The 13,537-nt window shown below is 66.2% G+C and carries 13 protein-coding genes; 11 read left to right on the top strand and 2 right to left on the bottom strand.

Annotated features, from left to right (window positions below):
- Positions 1-287 precede the first annotated feature (287 nt).
- From ABD727_RS09030 to ABD727_RS08985, 10 genes are all read left to right on the top strand, one after another.
- Positions 288-410 carry a hypothetical protein gene (locus ABD727_RS09030; protein ID WP_344707075.1) on the top strand — a complete coding sequence of 41 codons (123 nt, stop codon included), beginning with the start codon at positions 288-290 and terminating at the stop codon, positions 408-410.
- A gap of 12 nt (positions 411-422) precedes the next feature.
- Entirely contained in the window at positions 423-2,279 is a 1,857-nt protein-coding gene (locus ABD727_RS09025; protein WP_344707074.1) for an asparagine synthase-related protein, read from the top strand.
- Between the two features lie 61 nt (positions 2,280-2,340).
- Positions 2,341-2,613 carry a hypothetical protein gene (locus ABD727_RS09020; protein WP_344707072.1) on the top strand — a complete coding sequence of 91 codons (273 nt, stop codon included), beginning with the start codon at positions 2,341-2,343 and terminating at the stop codon, positions 2,611-2,613.
- A 72-nt stretch (positions 2,614-2,685) separates the two neighbouring features.
- The gene (gene parC / locus ABD727_RS09015; RefSeq protein ID WP_344707071.1) at positions 2,686-4,920 is read left to right on the top strand and encodes a DNA topoisomerase IV subunit A; all 2,235 of its coding nucleotides are present in this window, start codon (positions 2,686-2,688) and stop codon (positions 4,918-4,920) included.
- A gap of 51 nt (positions 4,921-4,971) precedes the next feature.
- Complete coding sequence (locus ABD727_RS09010) at positions 4,972-6,993, top strand: S9 family peptidase (RefSeq protein WP_344707070.1); 2,022 nt, start codon at positions 4,972-4,974, stop codon at positions 6,991-6,993.
- 65 nt (positions 6,994-7,058) lie between these two features.
- Positions 7,059-7,850, top strand: a complete 792-nt coding sequence (locus ABD727_RS09005; protein ID WP_344707069.1) for a thioesterase family protein — start codon at positions 7,059-7,061, stop codon at positions 7,848-7,850.
- 87 nt (positions 7,851-7,937) lie between these two features.
- Entirely contained in the window at positions 7,938-8,852 is a 915-nt protein-coding gene (locus ABD727_RS09000; RefSeq protein WP_344707068.1) for a DUF4349 domain-containing protein, read from the top strand.
- Positions 8,853-8,931: 79 nt separating this feature from the next.
- Positions 8,932-9,714, top strand: coding sequence for a phosphoribosylaminoimidazolesuccinocarboxamide synthase (purC, locus tag ABD727_RS08995; protein WP_344707067.1), 783 nt, complete (start codon positions 8,932-8,934; stop codon positions 9,712-9,714).
- A 227-nt stretch (positions 9,715-9,941) separates the two neighbouring features.
- A complete protein-coding gene (locus ABD727_RS08990; RefSeq protein ID WP_344707066.1) occupies positions 9,942-10,496 on the top strand; it encodes an outer membrane protein in 555 nt (184 codons plus the stop codon).
- 115 nt (positions 10,497-10,611) lie between these two features.
- On the top strand, positions 10,612-10,782 hold the full coding sequence (locus ABD727_RS08985; protein WP_344707065.1) for a hypothetical protein: 171 nt from the start codon (positions 10,612-10,614) through the stop codon (positions 10,780-10,782).
- On the opposite strand, the gene ilvC is transcribed toward ABD727_RS08985, so the two are convergent.
- The gene (gene ilvC / locus ABD727_RS08980; protein WP_344707064.1) at positions 10,779-11,753 is read right to left on the bottom strand and encodes a ketol-acid reductoisomerase; all 975 of its coding nucleotides are present in this window, start codon (positions 11,751-11,753) and stop codon (positions 10,779-10,781) included. The two genes, ABD727_RS08985 and ilvC, sit on opposite strands and share 4 nt — an antisense overlap.
- Positions 11,747-12,670, bottom strand: a complete 924-nt coding sequence (miaA, locus tag ABD727_RS08975; protein WP_344707063.1) for a tRNA (adenosine(37)-N6)-dimethylallyltransferase MiaA — start codon at positions 12,668-12,670, stop codon at positions 11,747-11,749. The genes ilvC and miaA overlap by 7 nt, the downstream gene beginning before the upstream one ends.
- Here miaA and serB point away from each other — a divergent pair.
- Positions 12,663-13,535 carry a phosphoserine phosphatase SerB gene (serB, locus tag ABD727_RS08970; RefSeq protein ID WP_344707062.1) on the top strand — a complete coding sequence of 291 codons (873 nt, stop codon included), beginning with the start codon at positions 12,663-12,665 and terminating at the stop codon, positions 13,533-13,535. The two genes, miaA and serB, sit on opposite strands and share 8 nt — an antisense overlap.
- Positions 13,536-13,537 lie beyond the last annotated feature (2 nt).

Here is a 13,537-nt window from a genome sequence, read left to right as displayed (position 1 = left end):
GGCCCGATCAACCGCGAATTCCTGCACCTCAATATCCCCCCGGGATTGCAATGCGGCGATTCGGCAACAGATGGTATGTCTAAATGAGATTCCAGTGCAAGCGCCCATTAAGAACGAGTTCACGCGTCGTGTTCGACGAGCGTTGAACGACGTGGCGATTAGGTGACACTCACAGCGAATACCGCAAGAGCGGGAGGCCCAGCATTTAACTAAAGTTGAACATCGATGCTGGCTCTTCTACGGAGGTGACCGTAGGGGCGCGATACGTGTCCCGCTCGGGAACAGACATGACCAAGAAGATTTGGAACAAGCCGGCATTGAAGCGCATGGTTGCGGGTTCAGCTGAAGCCGCCAGCAACTCCAACAACGAGCCGGGCACCGGCGGCGGAGCAAATACGCGCCGTTCGTAAACCACTTTTCGCGTGGACTTCTTTTGCGGCGCCATCGGTCGCGAGAAAGCTACTCTAGAACGGACATGTCTAAGTTTGGCGACGCCGCTCCGGTCGCCAACCTTAGCGCTATCAATCGTTGCGACCGATGATGTCGCAATATTGTCTGCTCGCGCGAGAGAGGCGGGCGGCTTGTCGCCTGCTGTCTGGGCATGGAGCGCTGGCACCGTCCTGAGCGTCGCAACGGGACGGATTTCGGATCGCGCCGCTGTCTGTCGCAAACTAGAGTGCGACGATGCCAGCTCCGAATCGGAGTTGCTCGGTAGAGCGTGGCTGCAGTGGCGGGACGCCATTGGCCAGCAGGTGCCCGGCGATTGGGCGCTGTTTCTTTGGGATAGATCATCTCGCGAAATGGCGCTGGTTCGCTCGCCGATGGGAACCCACCCGATCTTCTTTGCCGACGGCCAAGATGGACCCCTGTTTGCTTCTCTCGCCCAGGTGCTAGCTTGGTCAGAGAAAGTGAATGCTGCTCCCGATTGGGGAGCGATGGCGACAATCGTGCACCACATGGTGGTGCCTGGCGATCGCACGGCCTTTGCTGGCGTGAGGCGAGTTCGTCCGGGGCATGCTCGCCTCTGGAACAACGGACGCTGGTCTGAAGTCGATATATGGTCGCCGGTAGTCGCTGCCGACCTTTCCGAACGAAATTGGGTGGAGGACTATCGAGCCACGGCCCTTCAAGCGGTTCAGGAGTGCCTGCCAAAAGACGGCCTCGTCGCATCTCAACTGAGCGGCGGGCGCGATAGCAGTGCGGTAACCGCCATGGCGGCACACCTCGCACCTGGACGGGTCACGGCCATCACCTTCAAGCCGCTCCCGGGCTCCGTTGGGGAGGACAATCAGCACCTTATCTTCGACGAGTCAGTTCCCGCCCTCAGAACGGCGAACTACCTAGGCATCGATCACCTTGTAGTCGATGGAGGTTCGCCTGAATCCCAGCTCGACTGGCTCAGGAAGATCCAGCGCTGGACCTTCCTTCCTCCGGTAAGCGCGGTCGGTGCTGGCCTGAGGATGGCTGTTGCAGACGCCGCTGCGAGGGCAGGTGCCGAGGTCATGCTGATCGGAGCGATGGGCAACCTCGGGCTGAGCGGCGGAGGGCTTCCATTCCTAGCGGACCTGCGGAGTGAGGAAGAGACCGTGCGGTGGTGGCGCGTCGCGCGCTACGCCGCAGAAAAGACGTCTCTGCGGACAGTCGCCAACCACAGTCTGCCGGTGCGACTGCGCCAGCGTATTTGGGCAGCCCGCTTCGGTCGACCGCGCAATCCGAGCCCACTCTGGCGCGGACCGCTGCTCGAATCGCTGGATGCGCGTCCGTTCTCAAATGGTTTCGACAGAAGCGCCCGGGAAGAGTTGCGTACAGTACTCGATCAGATGGATATGGCGGATTTTACCCCTTGGGTCTTCCATGGCATTCAGCCCCGTGACCCGACAGCTAATCTACGCTTGATTGAACTGTGCCTTCAGGTCCCCGCTCGACTTCTCGTCGACGAGACATTGGGGCGACCCTTGTTTGAGCAGGCTTTTGCGGGCCTCCTTCCTCCGGAGCTGCTGGGCAACAGGAGGAAGGGCCGCCAAGCTGCTGACTGGTGGTTAGCGCTGCGGCCCGAGCTAATCCGCGACACCTTAGAAGAGTTGAGCCAAGTGGCCGTGGTATCGGACGCTATCGATGTCCGGCGCGCTGTGCCTTTCCTCAAACATTGGCCGCGCACCTTCGCGGAGGCCTTAAGTCGCGAGGACGATTATCATGCGCTCCTCGGAACGCTTTCGTTGGCACTTTTCCTGGCCGAGAACTTCAAGGTTCGGCGGTCATTAGTTCCGGAACGGATGTAAGAACAACGCCTTAAAAAACGGCGCGCGACATCATGGGGCTCCGGTAATTAAGGAGAGTCTCGTGGACAAACTCGTCGCATCTGCATTGTTCATCGCCGCCATTGCAACGGGAGCGCTGGCGAATGCCGCTGCTCCTGACCACACCGACAGAAAGATCCAGACCGAGCCATCGTGCGTGCTGTATGACGTGGACGGCACGTGCCTAGTCAACTCGCGTGAAGCCAAGGGCAACGATCACAATTACCTGCTCAATCCGGAAATCATGGCGGACTTCTGCGCAAACCGTGCCACAACGCGCAACGAATTGCGGTGGTGCGAGCAGCTAGGCTTTTAGCGGAGGCGGTTGGGATCGTGCTAGTTGGGTGGGCGCTTTGCCAAGGAGCCGGTCCCTCGCTAGCACGCCATCATGCAGCCATCCGAAACCGAGATCGAGGTCCCGTTCGATGCCGCTCTGTCGGAGCGCTACCTCGTCTATGCCCTGTCGACGATTACCGCCCGCTCGCTTCCGGACGTCCGTGACGGGCTGAAGCCGGTGCATCGGCGGCTGCTGTGGGCGATGCGGCTGCTTCGGCTCGACCCTGCGGGGGCCTACAAGAAGTCGGCGCGCGTGGTTGGCGACGTCATCGGCAAATATCATCCGCACGGCGACCAGTCGGTCTATGACGCGATGGTCCGCCTCGCCCAGAGCTTCGCGCTGCGTTATCCGCTGGTCGACGGGCAGGGCAACTTCGGCAACATCGACGGCGATAATGCCGCCGCCTACCGCTATACCGAAGCCAAGCTGACCGCGATCGCGACCCAGCTGATGAATGGCCTCGACGAGGGCACGGTCAGCTTCCGCCCGACCTACAATGGCGAGGAAGAGGAGCCCGAGGTCTTTCCCGGGCTGTTCCCCAATCTGCTGGCGAACGGGGCGAGCGGGATTGCGGTCGGCATGGCGACCAGCATACCGCCACACAACGTCACCGAGCTGATCGACGCCGCCGCGCACCTGATCGACAATCCGGCGGCCGAAACGCGCGAACTGATGGACTTCGTCTCGGGCCCGGATTTTCCGACGGGCGGACTGGTGGTCGATGCGCGCGAGACGATCCTCAGCGCCTACGAGACCGGACGGGGGAGCTTCCGACTGCGGGCGCGGGTCGGCCAGGAGAAGGAGAAGGGCGGGGGCTGGGACCTGGTCGTCACCGAGATCCCTTATGGCGTGCAGAAGGCCAAGCTGATCGAGCAGATCGCCGAGCTCATCGCCAACAAGAAGTTGCCGATCCTCGCCGACGTCCGCGACGAGAGCGCCGAGGACTTGCGGGTGGTGCTCGAGCCGCGCAGCCGGACGGTCGACCCGACACTGCTGCTCGAGAGCCTCTACAAGCTGACCGACCTCGAGGTGCGCTTCCCGCTCAACCTCAACGTCCTCGACCAGCACCGCACGCCAGGGGTGATGGGGCTAAAGGGCTGCCTCGCGGCCTGGCTCCAGTTCCAGATCGAGGTGCTGCTCAACCGCAGTCGGACCCGCGTCGGCAAGATCGACGACCGGCTGGAGCTGCTCGACGGCTTCCTCATCGCCTATCTCAATCTCGACCGGGTGATCGAGATCATCCGCACCGAGGACGAGCCGAAGGTCGTGATGGTCGCCGAGTTCGAGCTGACCGACCGGCAGGCGGAGGCGATCCTCAACATGCGGCTGCGCAGCTTGCGCAAGCTCGAGGAGATGGAGATCGCGCGCGAGCGCAAGGGCCTCGCCAAGGAGCGCGAGGAGCTGGTCGCGCTGATCGAGAGCCCGCGCAAGCAGCGCAACCGGCTCAAGAAGGACCTCGAGGCGGTCAAGGCCAAATATGGCGACGCGCGGCGGACGACGATCGAGGAGAAACCGCTGGCGGCGCGTGCCGAGATCGACTGGTCGGCGATGATCGAGAAGGAGCCGATCACCGTCATCCTGTCGCAGCGCGGCTGGATCCGGGCGATGAAGGGACACCTCGCGGCGCAGGAGTTCAGCACCCTCAAGTTCCGCGAGGGCGACGAGCTGTCGGGCAGTCCGATCCTTGCGCAGACCACCGACAAGATCCTCATCGTGGGCGAGAACGGGCGGGTCTATACGCTGGGCGGCGACAAGCTGCCCGGCGGGCGTGGCTTCGGAGAGCCGATCCGGCTGTCGATCGACCTCCCGGCCGAGGTCGAGATTGCCGCGGCGCTGGTGGTCAAGCCGAGCGCCCGGCTGCTGGTCGCAAGCTCGGACGGGCGCGGCTTCGTGACCAGCGGCGAGGCGGTGCTGGCCGAGACGCGCAAGGGCAAGCAGCTGCTCAATCTCCGCCCCGGTGCCAAGCTCGCGGCTCTGCGCCCGGTGCCCGAGGGCGCCGATGCGGTCGCGGTGATCGGCGACAATCGCAAGCTGCTCGTCTTCAACCTGTCCGAACTGCCCGAAATGGGCCGTGGGGCCGGGGTCCAGCTGCAGCGCTACCGTGACGGCGGGCTTGCCGATGTCGCGGTGCTGAAGATGGCCGACGGATTGAGCTGGAGCATGGGCGGCGAAAGCGGGCGGACCCGCACTGAGTCCGACCTGACTGCCTGGCGCGCGATCCGCGGCGCAAGCGGCCGCATGGCGCCCCTCGGCTTCCCGCGGAGCAACAGGTTCCAGGACGCTTGATTTGGGTTAATCTCCTGTGATCGACTCGGGGTCGAACAGGGGAGAACATCAATGCGCCGCTTGCTTCTTGCTGCCACGGCAGCCGCCGCCTGCCTCGTGACCGGGAGCGCGGTCGCGCAGGGGCCGGTGCCGCTGATCCCGCGCGACGTGCTGTTCGGCAATCCCGAGCGTGCCGGCGGTCAGATCTCGCCCGACGGCAAGTGGCTGAGCTGGACCGCGCCGGTGAACGGCGTGATGAACGTCTGGCTGGCGCCCGCCTCCGACCCGTCCGCGGCCAAGCCGATGACAAGTGAGAAGGTCCGGCCGATCCGCCAGTATTTCTGGTCCCCGGACAGCCGCACCTTGCTCTACATCCAGGACAAGGGCGGCGACGAGAACTTCCTGCTCTACGGGGTCGATGTCGCTTCGGGCGGCGAGAAGCTGATGACCCCGTTTGAGAAGACCCGGGTGCAGATCGTCGGCATCTCGCCGCTGGTGCCCGGACGGATCCTCGTCGGGGTCAACAACCGCGACGCCAAGTGGCACGACGTCCACAGCCTCGACCTCGCGACGGGCAAGCTGACTCCGGTGCTGATGAACACCGGCGACTATTCGGGCTTCGTCGCCGACGGCCGGCTGGTGGTTCGCGGCGCGCTCAAGAGCCGAAGCGACGGCGGCAGCGACTATTTCCGGGTGATCGACAACAAGGTCGAGAGCAAGCCGCTCGAACAGGTCGGTCTCGACGACAGCCTGTCGACCAACCCGCTCGGCTTCACCAACGACGGCAAGACGCTCTACTGGATCGACAGTCGCGGACGGAACACCGCGGCGCTGATCGCACAGGACGTCGCGAGCGGGACCAAGCGGGTCGTCGCCGAGGACGCCCGGGCCGACGTCGGCGACATCCTCAGCAACCCCGAGACCGGCGAGGTCGAGGCCTATACGGTCGACTATCTGCGGCAGGACTGGAAGCCGATCGGGTCGGCCATCGCCGGCGACGTCGCCTTCCTCAACAAGCGTTTTCCGGGTGACTGGACCGTCACTTCGCGGACTCGGGCCGACGACAAGTGGGTGATCGCCGCGATCGCCAGCGACCGGCCGTCGACGAGCTACCTCTACGACCGCAAGGGCCAGGCGCTGACCCAGCTTTTCGAGAGCCGGCCCAAGCTTGCCGGGACCCCGCTGGTGCCGATGACCCCGGTGGTCATCAAGAGCCGCGATGGGCTCGACCTCGTCTCCTATCTGACGCTGCCCGCTGGGGTCGACGCCAACAGGGACGGAAAGGCCGATCGCGCGGTGCCGATGGTGCTGTTCGTCCATGGCGGACCGTGGGCTCGCGACAGCTACGGCTTCAATGCCTACCACCAGTGGCTCGCCAACCGCGGCTATGCGGTGCTCGCGGTCAATTATCGCGGCTCCACCGGGCTCGGCAAATCCTTCACCAACGCCGGCAATCTCCAGTGGGGACTGAAGATGCACGACGACCTGCTCGATGCCGTCAAATGGGCGGTCGACCAGGGCGTGACTACCAGCGACAAGGTGGCGATCATGGGCGGCAGCTATGGCGGCTATGCGACCCTTGCCGGCATGACCTTCACCCCGACAACCTTCGCCTGCGGAGTGGACATTGTCGGGCCATCCAATCTCGAGACGCTGCTGAAGACGATTCCGCCTTACTGGGAAGCGGGCAAGGTCCAGTTCTACAAGCGCATGGGCGATCCGACCTCGGCGGAGGGTCTCGCCCTGCTCAAGGCCGCGTCGCCGCTCTACAAGGCCGACCAGATCAAGCGGCCGCTGCTGATCGGGCAGGGGGCCAACGATCCCCGGGTCAACCAGGCCGAGAGCGAGCAGATCGTCGCGGCGATGCAGGCCAAGAACATCCCCGTGACCTACGTCCTGTTCCCCGACGAAGGACATGGCTTCGCCCGGCCGGTCAACAACATCGCCTTCAACGCGGTCACCGAGAATTTCCTCGGCCGCTGCCTCGGCGGGCGGGCCGAGCCGATCGGCGACACCGTCGCCAAGTCGACCGCCAAGGTCCCGCATGGAGCCGAATATGCGCCGGGGCTGAGCCAGGCGCTCGGCGGCAAGTAAGGCAAGGCGGCGCCGCTCGTCCCCGCCGGGGGTGACGAGCGCCGCGTTGTCCGCCAAGAGGCGGCATGTCCTCGCATCCCTCGCTCGCCCAGGTCGTCGCTTCGCTGGAGGTCGACGGCAGTGCCCTGACCCTCGAAGCACCGCCGAGCTGGAGCCAGGGCCGCACCCTCTATGGCGGGATGACCGCGGCGCTCGCCTGGGCGACGGCGGCGCGAAGCCGGCCCGGGCTTCCGCCGCTGCGATCGGTCCAGGCCGCCTTCATCGGCCCGGCCTCGGGCCGCCTGCTGCTGTGGCCCGAGGTCCTTAGGCAGGGCAAGTCGACCACCCTCGTCGGTGTCGATGTCGAGAGCGACGAGCGCCTCGCGGCGCGGCTGACCTTTTTCTGCGGCGCGGCGCGCGACAGCCGGGTCGCGCACGAGCGGGTCGCCATGAACGATGTCGCCGCACCCGACGGGCTGCCGCGAATGCTGGGCGAGGGGGCAGGGCCGACCTTCGCCGCCAACTTCGATGTCCGGCACGTGTCGGGAGGCCTACCATACAGCGGCGGGCCGCCCGAGTTCGTGATGTGGGCGCGGCTCGAGAACCATGAGGGTGCCGACCCCTTGGTCTCGCTGCTCGCGCTTGCCGACGTGCTTCCGCCGGCCGCCATGCCGGTCTTCCCCGAGCCCGGCGTGATCAGCTCGCTGAGCTGGAGCTTCGACCTCGACCGGCTGCCCGAGGACGCCGGCGCCTGGTATCTCTGCCGGGCGACGAGCGAGAGCACGGCGGACGGCTATTCGCGCCAGTCGATGGACATCTTCGACGCCTCGGGCCGCCGGATCCTCGCAGGACGGCAGACGGTGGCGATCTTCATCTAGGGCTTGCGAGCCGAAAGTTACATTGTAACATCGACCCTTCAACAAGGGGAGATTGTGATGCGTAAGTGGTTGATGGCAGGGGCAGCCGTGAGCCTCCTCGCGGGTTGCGGGCAACGGGACGAGACCAGCAAGCGCCCCTCCGAAGACCTGCGCACCTACGACGTCGCGGAAGAACCGGCACCGCCGCCTCCGATGGCACCGCCGCCGCCGCTCGTGCGCGCCGAGCAGGGGCAGGCGAGCGCCGATGGCGCGGGACCGAACATCGGAGTCAGCGCCGCGCCGGGCGTCGCCTTCAACTATCGCTACGCCTACCGCTTGGCCAATGCGCGGATCCAGGCGGCGCAGGAAGCGCATGCCCAGATGTGCGAGAAGCTGACGATCGCGCGCTGCCGGATCACCGGCATGCGATACAGCCTCGTCAACGAGCGCGACATCTCGGCAAGCCTCGAGATCAAGCTCGATCCCGCCATCGCCCGGCAGTTCGGCAAGGATGCGACTCGGGTCGTGACCGACGCCGAAGGGATGCTGGTCGACCAGCAGATCAGCGGAGTCGACATGGCTCCGACGATCGAGGGCGCCAACCGCGGCCGCGCGGCGCTGCAGGACGATCTCGAGCGGGTCACCCGCGAGCTTGCCCGGCCGGGGCTGTCGAGCGTGGTCCGTGACCGGCTGCTGAGCGAGGCCAACCAGTTGCGCGCGCAGATCCGGAGCCTTGGCGAGCAGCGCCAGGCAGCCGAGGACAGCCTCGCGACGACCCCGATGTCCTTCTTCTACGGGTCGGGCGCGACCGTCCCGGGGTTCGACGACGAGCGGCCGATCGCAAGCGCGATCGAGCGGGCAGGCGAAAATTTCCAGGCCGCCATCGGCTTCCTCATCGTGGCGTTCGCGACACTCCTGCCATGGGCCCTGCTGGTCGGCCTGCTGGTTTGGCTGTGGCGCCGCCTCGGGGTCGGCACATGGCTCATGCGGCGAAGCGACGAGGCCTTCGAGCGGCAGGCCTGACGGCGCGGGTTCGTTGCCAGTGGAGCGGCACGCCTCTATGGCGAGCCGCTCCTTCCCATTGCAATCGGACCCGTACCCTATGGCTCGACGCCGCCAGATCTACGAAGGCAAGGCCAAGATCCTCTACGAGGGTCCGGAGCCCGGCACGCTCATCCAATATTTCAAGGACGATGCGACCGCCTTCAACGCGCAGAAGCGCGGCACGATCAGCGGCAAGGGCGTCATCAACAACCGGATCAGCGAGCATATCTTCACCGCGCTGTCGACGATCGGGGTGCCGACGCACTTCATCCGCCGGCTGAACATGCGCGAGCAGCTGATCCGCCAGTGCGAGATCGTTCCGATCGAGGTGGTCATCCGCAACGTCGCCGCGGGCTCCATCTCCAAGCGGCTCGGGATCGAGGAAGGAACCCAGCTCCCGCGCACGATCATCGAATATTATCTGAAGGACGATGCGCTCGGTGACCCGATGGTCACCGACGAGCATATCGCCTGCTTCGGCTGGGCGAGCCAGGAGGAGATGAACGACATCGCCGACTTGGCGATCCGCATCAACGACTTCATGGCCGGCCTGTTCGCGGCGATCGGCATCCGTCTGGTCGACTTCAAGCTGGAGTTCGGGCGGGTGTGGGAGAACGAATACGCCCGCATCATCCTCGCCGACGAGATCAGCCCCGACGGCTGCCGGCTGTGGGACATGCGCTCGGGCGAGAAGCTCGACAAGGACCGCTTCAGACAGGGCCTGGGCGGGGAGGCCGAGGCCTATCAGGAGGTCGCGCGCAGGCTCGGGCTGCTCGAGGGGCAGGAAGGCGAGAATGCCGTGCTCGATTTCGACAGCCATCGTAAGAAGCGCGGCAAGTAAATCTCGCCACAGAATGGCCATGTCGATGAACATCCATTCAGCGATAAGCAGAAGTTAAATGAACAGTTTGTCAGATACGATGAACTGAATACGTTTTCTTCGCTTTGCATTCAGTCACTTCGCAACTTTAGCCTGGTGTGGCTCTTGGAAGCAGCAGGCGGCGCACCCAATTGGCGCCGCGGACGAGGTTTCGACCTCTGCCCAGAGAGAAAATCAGGAGAAGTTTTGTGAAGAAGTTTTTTGCGCTTACCGCCGCCTCGGTTGCCGCCCTTGCCGCCACGCCGGCTCTGGCCCAGGCGCCGCAGGGCCAGCGCGTCGAAGCGCTCGTCGGCTATGACGTGGTCAAGGTCGACCTCGACGCTGCCGGCAAGTACAAGGACGAGGGCGCGGTCTACGGCGTCGGCGCGGGTTATGACTTCGCGCTGAGCAACGGCGCCTCGCTCGGCGTCGACGTCGAAGCGACCGACTCGACCGTCAAGGACAGCAATGCCGCGGGCACCCTCAAGGCCGGCCGCGACCTCTATGCCGGTGGCCGCGTCAGCTTCCCGCTCGGCGCCGACGGCAGCAACGTCTACCTGAAGGGCGGCTACACCAATGCCCGCTTCACCGCGGACAACGGGCTGGTGAAGGCGTCGGAGAACCTCGACGGCTATCGTCTCGGCGCGGGCGCGCAGTTCGCCCTGTCGGGCAAGGCCTATGTCGGCGGCGAATATCGCTTCAGCGACTATGAGAGCGACGTGACCCGTCACCAGGTCGCGCTGAACGTCGGCACCCGCTTCTAAGCGCTTCCGACGGACTTTAAGGAAGGGCGCTCGGACGATGGTCCGGGCGCCCTTTTTCCTGTCCGCGCGCTTTGTGCTAGGATTGCTCCTATCATCCATCCGCGGGGAGGCAGACATGGAAGAGGACAGCCGCGTCTATTTCGCGCGACGCGCCGCCGAAGAGCAGGAGCGGGCGGAGCAGGCGCCGAACCCGATCGCCGCCGAGGTGCATCGCAAGCTGCAGCGCGTCTATGTCGAACGGGCGAGCATCGGCGACCGCAACGCCGATCAGGACGTCACCGGCTAGGAGCGACCCTCGGCCAGGGACCGCCGGGCCGCCTCGAGCGCGGAGCCGGCGGCGTCGCGCCGCGACTGGCGGAGACGCGGATAGTCTGCCGAGGCTTCGGCCATCAGTTCGGCCGCGAATGTAGTCCCGTCGAGTTCGGCAAGCGTGTCGCGCATCCGCTGGCGCACCGTGGCGTCGACGATCCTCGGACCGCCGCGGGCGGCGCCGAGCTCGGCGGTGTTGCTGATCGCCTCTCGCATCCCCGCGATCCCGCGCGCCTCGACCAGCTCGGCAAGCAGCTTCAGCTCGGAGACGCATTCGAGATAGGCGAGCTGGGGATCGATCCCGGCCTCGACGAGCGTCGCGAAGCCCGCCTCGAGGATCGCCGGCACCGCTCCCCACACGACCGCGGCCTCGTTGAACAGGTCCGAAAGCGTTTCCTGCGCAAAGGTCGAGCGAAGCACCCCGGCGCCGGCGCGACCGCTGCCGAGCGCATGGGCGAGGGCCAGGGCCAGCGGCCAGGCTCGGCCGGTCGAATCGCGGGCGACCGCGGCAAGCGCGACCATTCCGCGCCCTTCCTCGTAGAGCCGGCGGAGGACCGCGCCCGGCCCCTTGGGCGCGACCATGATGACGTCGAGGTCGGAGCGGGGCTCAATCAGGCGATAATGGACGCACAGGCCATGGGCGAAGCCGATCGCGGCACCCGGGCGGATCGCCTCGACAATCGACGTGTAGATGGCGGGGAGCTGTTCGTCGGGGGCCAGGAAAAGCACGAGATCGGCATCGGTCACCGCTTGGGCCGGCGGGAGGACGGTAAGGCCGTGCGCCTCCGCCTCGGCGGTGCGGGCGCTTCCGGGGCGAAGTCCGACCCGAACGGCGATGCCGCTGTCGCGCAGGTTGAGGGCCTGCGCCCGTCCCTGGTTGCCAAAGCCGATGACCGCCACGGTCTTGCCCAGCAGGGGGGCGGGATCGAGGTCGGCGTTGGTCAGCATCCGCAATCCTTGGCGGCGGCGAGAAGGTCGCGCAAGGCGCTCTCGGGCTCACTGGTCGGAGCGATGCCGAGCGGCTGGTTGCGGAACCAGGTCCGCTGGCGCTTGGCATATTGGCGGGTCGAGAGCTGCCCCGCCGCGACCGCCTGCTCGAGCGACATCTCTCCCTTCAGATGAGCGGCGAGCTCGGGAACGCCGATCGCCCGCATGACCGGAAGGTCGGGGGAAAGCCCGCGATCCAGCAGCAGGCGGACCTCCTTTAAGGCGCCCTCGTCGACCATCGCGGCGAAGCGGCGATCGATGCGCCGGGCGAGTTCGGGACCGTCACCGAGGAGGATGGTACCCGTCAGCCGGACCGAGGAGCGAATCCCGCCCGTGGTCCGGCCCTGCCACCGGCGGAGCGGGAGCCCGGTCGAGCGGACCACCTCGAGCGCGCGAGCGATCCTCGTCGTGTCATTGGGATGAAGCCGCGTCGCCGCTTCCGCATCGAGCGCGGCGAGCAGGCGGTGATTGTCCTCGACGCTTGCCGCCCGCACCTCGGCCCGGATCGCCGGATCGACCGGCGGCACTTCGGCGATGCCGTCGAGCAGCGTCCGCAGGTAGAGCCCGGTCCCGCCGACGAGGATCGGGTGCTGGCCACGCTGATGGATGTCGGCGATGGCCGCGCGCGCTTCCTCGGCCCAGGCGGCGGCACTGCAGGCCTCGGCGCCGTCTCGGGTGCCGAACAGCCGGTGCTCGATCCCGCCCATTTCCTCCAGGCACGGCCGCGCCGAGAGGATCCTGAGATCGACATAGACCTGTGCACTGTCAGCGTTGACGATCACCCCGTTCGTGCGTTGGGCAAAAGCGACGGCCAAGGCCGACTTGCCGCTGGCGGTCGGCCCTGCGATGACGGACAGAGGAGGTGCGGACTTGTTCATTGCAACCCTGATAGCAGCCGGACGGCTTGGAGACGACGCGCTCGCCCGAGCGGCGGAGATCGCCGGCGGCGGCGAAATCCGCTGGATCGATCCGGGCGATGCCGCCGACCTGCTGCTCGGCCCGGTCGACGACTGGCGCGACCTTCGCGACCGACTGGAAGAGGGGTTGCCCGGGGTCGACGTGGTCGTCCAGCAGGCGGAGCATCGGGTGCGCAAGCTGCTGGTCGCCGACATGGATTCGACCATGATCGGCCAGGAATGCATCGACGAGCTCGCCGATTTCGCCGGCAAGAAGGAAGAAATCGCCGCCGTGACCGAGCGCGCGATGCAGGGAGAGCTCGATTTCGAGCAGGCGTTGCACCAGCGGGTGGCGAGCCTCAACGGCCTCGGCGTCGGCTGCCTCGAGCGCTGCCGGACCGAACGCGTGACCCACACTCCGGGCGCGCGGACCCTCGTCCAGACGATGAAGGCGCAGGGTGCACAGGCGCTGCTGGTGACCGGTGGCTTCCATGACTTCGCCGACCCTCTGGCGTCCGAGCTCGGCTTCACCGAGCTTCGCGCCAACTACCTCGAATCGATCCACGGCCACCTGACCGGCAAGGTCACCGGCGAGATCGTCGACGCCGCAGCCAAGGCGCGCGCGCTCGTCGAGATGCGCGACCGGCTCAAGCTTCCGCCCGAAGCGGTGCTGGCGGTGGGCGACGGAGCGAACGACGCGCCGATGATCAAGGAAGCCGGGCTCGGCTTCAGCTATCACGGCAAGCCCAAGCTGGAGCAGGTTGCGGCCGCCCGGATTCGTCACAACGACCTCACCGCGCTCCTCTGGGCGCAGGGCATTCCCAAGGCGGAGTGGACGGCCGGCTAAGT

This window comes from Sphingomonas swuensis (assembly GCF_039538045.1).
Taxonomy (GTDB): Bacteria; Pseudomonadota; Alphaproteobacteria; order Sphingomonadales; family Sphingomonadaceae; genus Sphingomicrobium; species Sphingomicrobium swuense.
This window is presented reverse-complemented; position numbering and strand designations above follow the sequence as displayed.

What these genes read in the sequence shown, in the direction of transcription:
- ABD727_RS09030 (WP_344707075.1), top strand. Translation starts at nt 288, where the DNA reads ATGACCAAGAAGATTTGGAACAAGCCGGCATTGAAGCGCATGGTTGCG.
- parC (WP_344707071.1), top strand. Translation starts at nt 2,686, where the DNA reads ATGCAGCCATCCGAAACCGAGATCGAGGTCCCGTTCGATGCCGCTCTG.
- ABD727_RS09010 (WP_344707070.1), top strand. Translation starts at nt 4,972, where the DNA reads ATGCGCCGCTTGCTTCTTGCTGCCACGGCAGCCGCCGCCTGCCTCGTG.
- ABD727_RS09005 (WP_344707069.1), top strand. Translation starts at nt 7,059, where the DNA reads ATGTCCTCGCATCCCTCGCTCGCCCAGGTCGTCGCTTCGCTGGAGGTC.
- purC (WP_344707067.1), top strand. Translation starts at nt 8,932, where the DNA reads ATGGCTCGACGCCGCCAGATCTACGAAGGCAAGGCCAAGATCCTCTAC.
- ABD727_RS08985 (WP_344707065.1), top strand. Translation starts at nt 10,612, where the DNA reads ATGGAAGAGGACAGCCGCGTCTATTTCGCGCGACGCGCCGCCGAAGAG.
- ilvC (WP_344707064.1), bottom strand. Translation starts at nt 11,753, where the DNA reads ATGCTGACCAACGCCGACCTCGATCCCGCCCCCCTGCTGGGCAAGACC.
- miaA (WP_344707063.1), bottom strand. Translation starts at nt 12,670, where the DNA reads ATGAACAAGTCCGCACCTCCTCTGTCCGTCATCGCAGGGCCGACCGCC.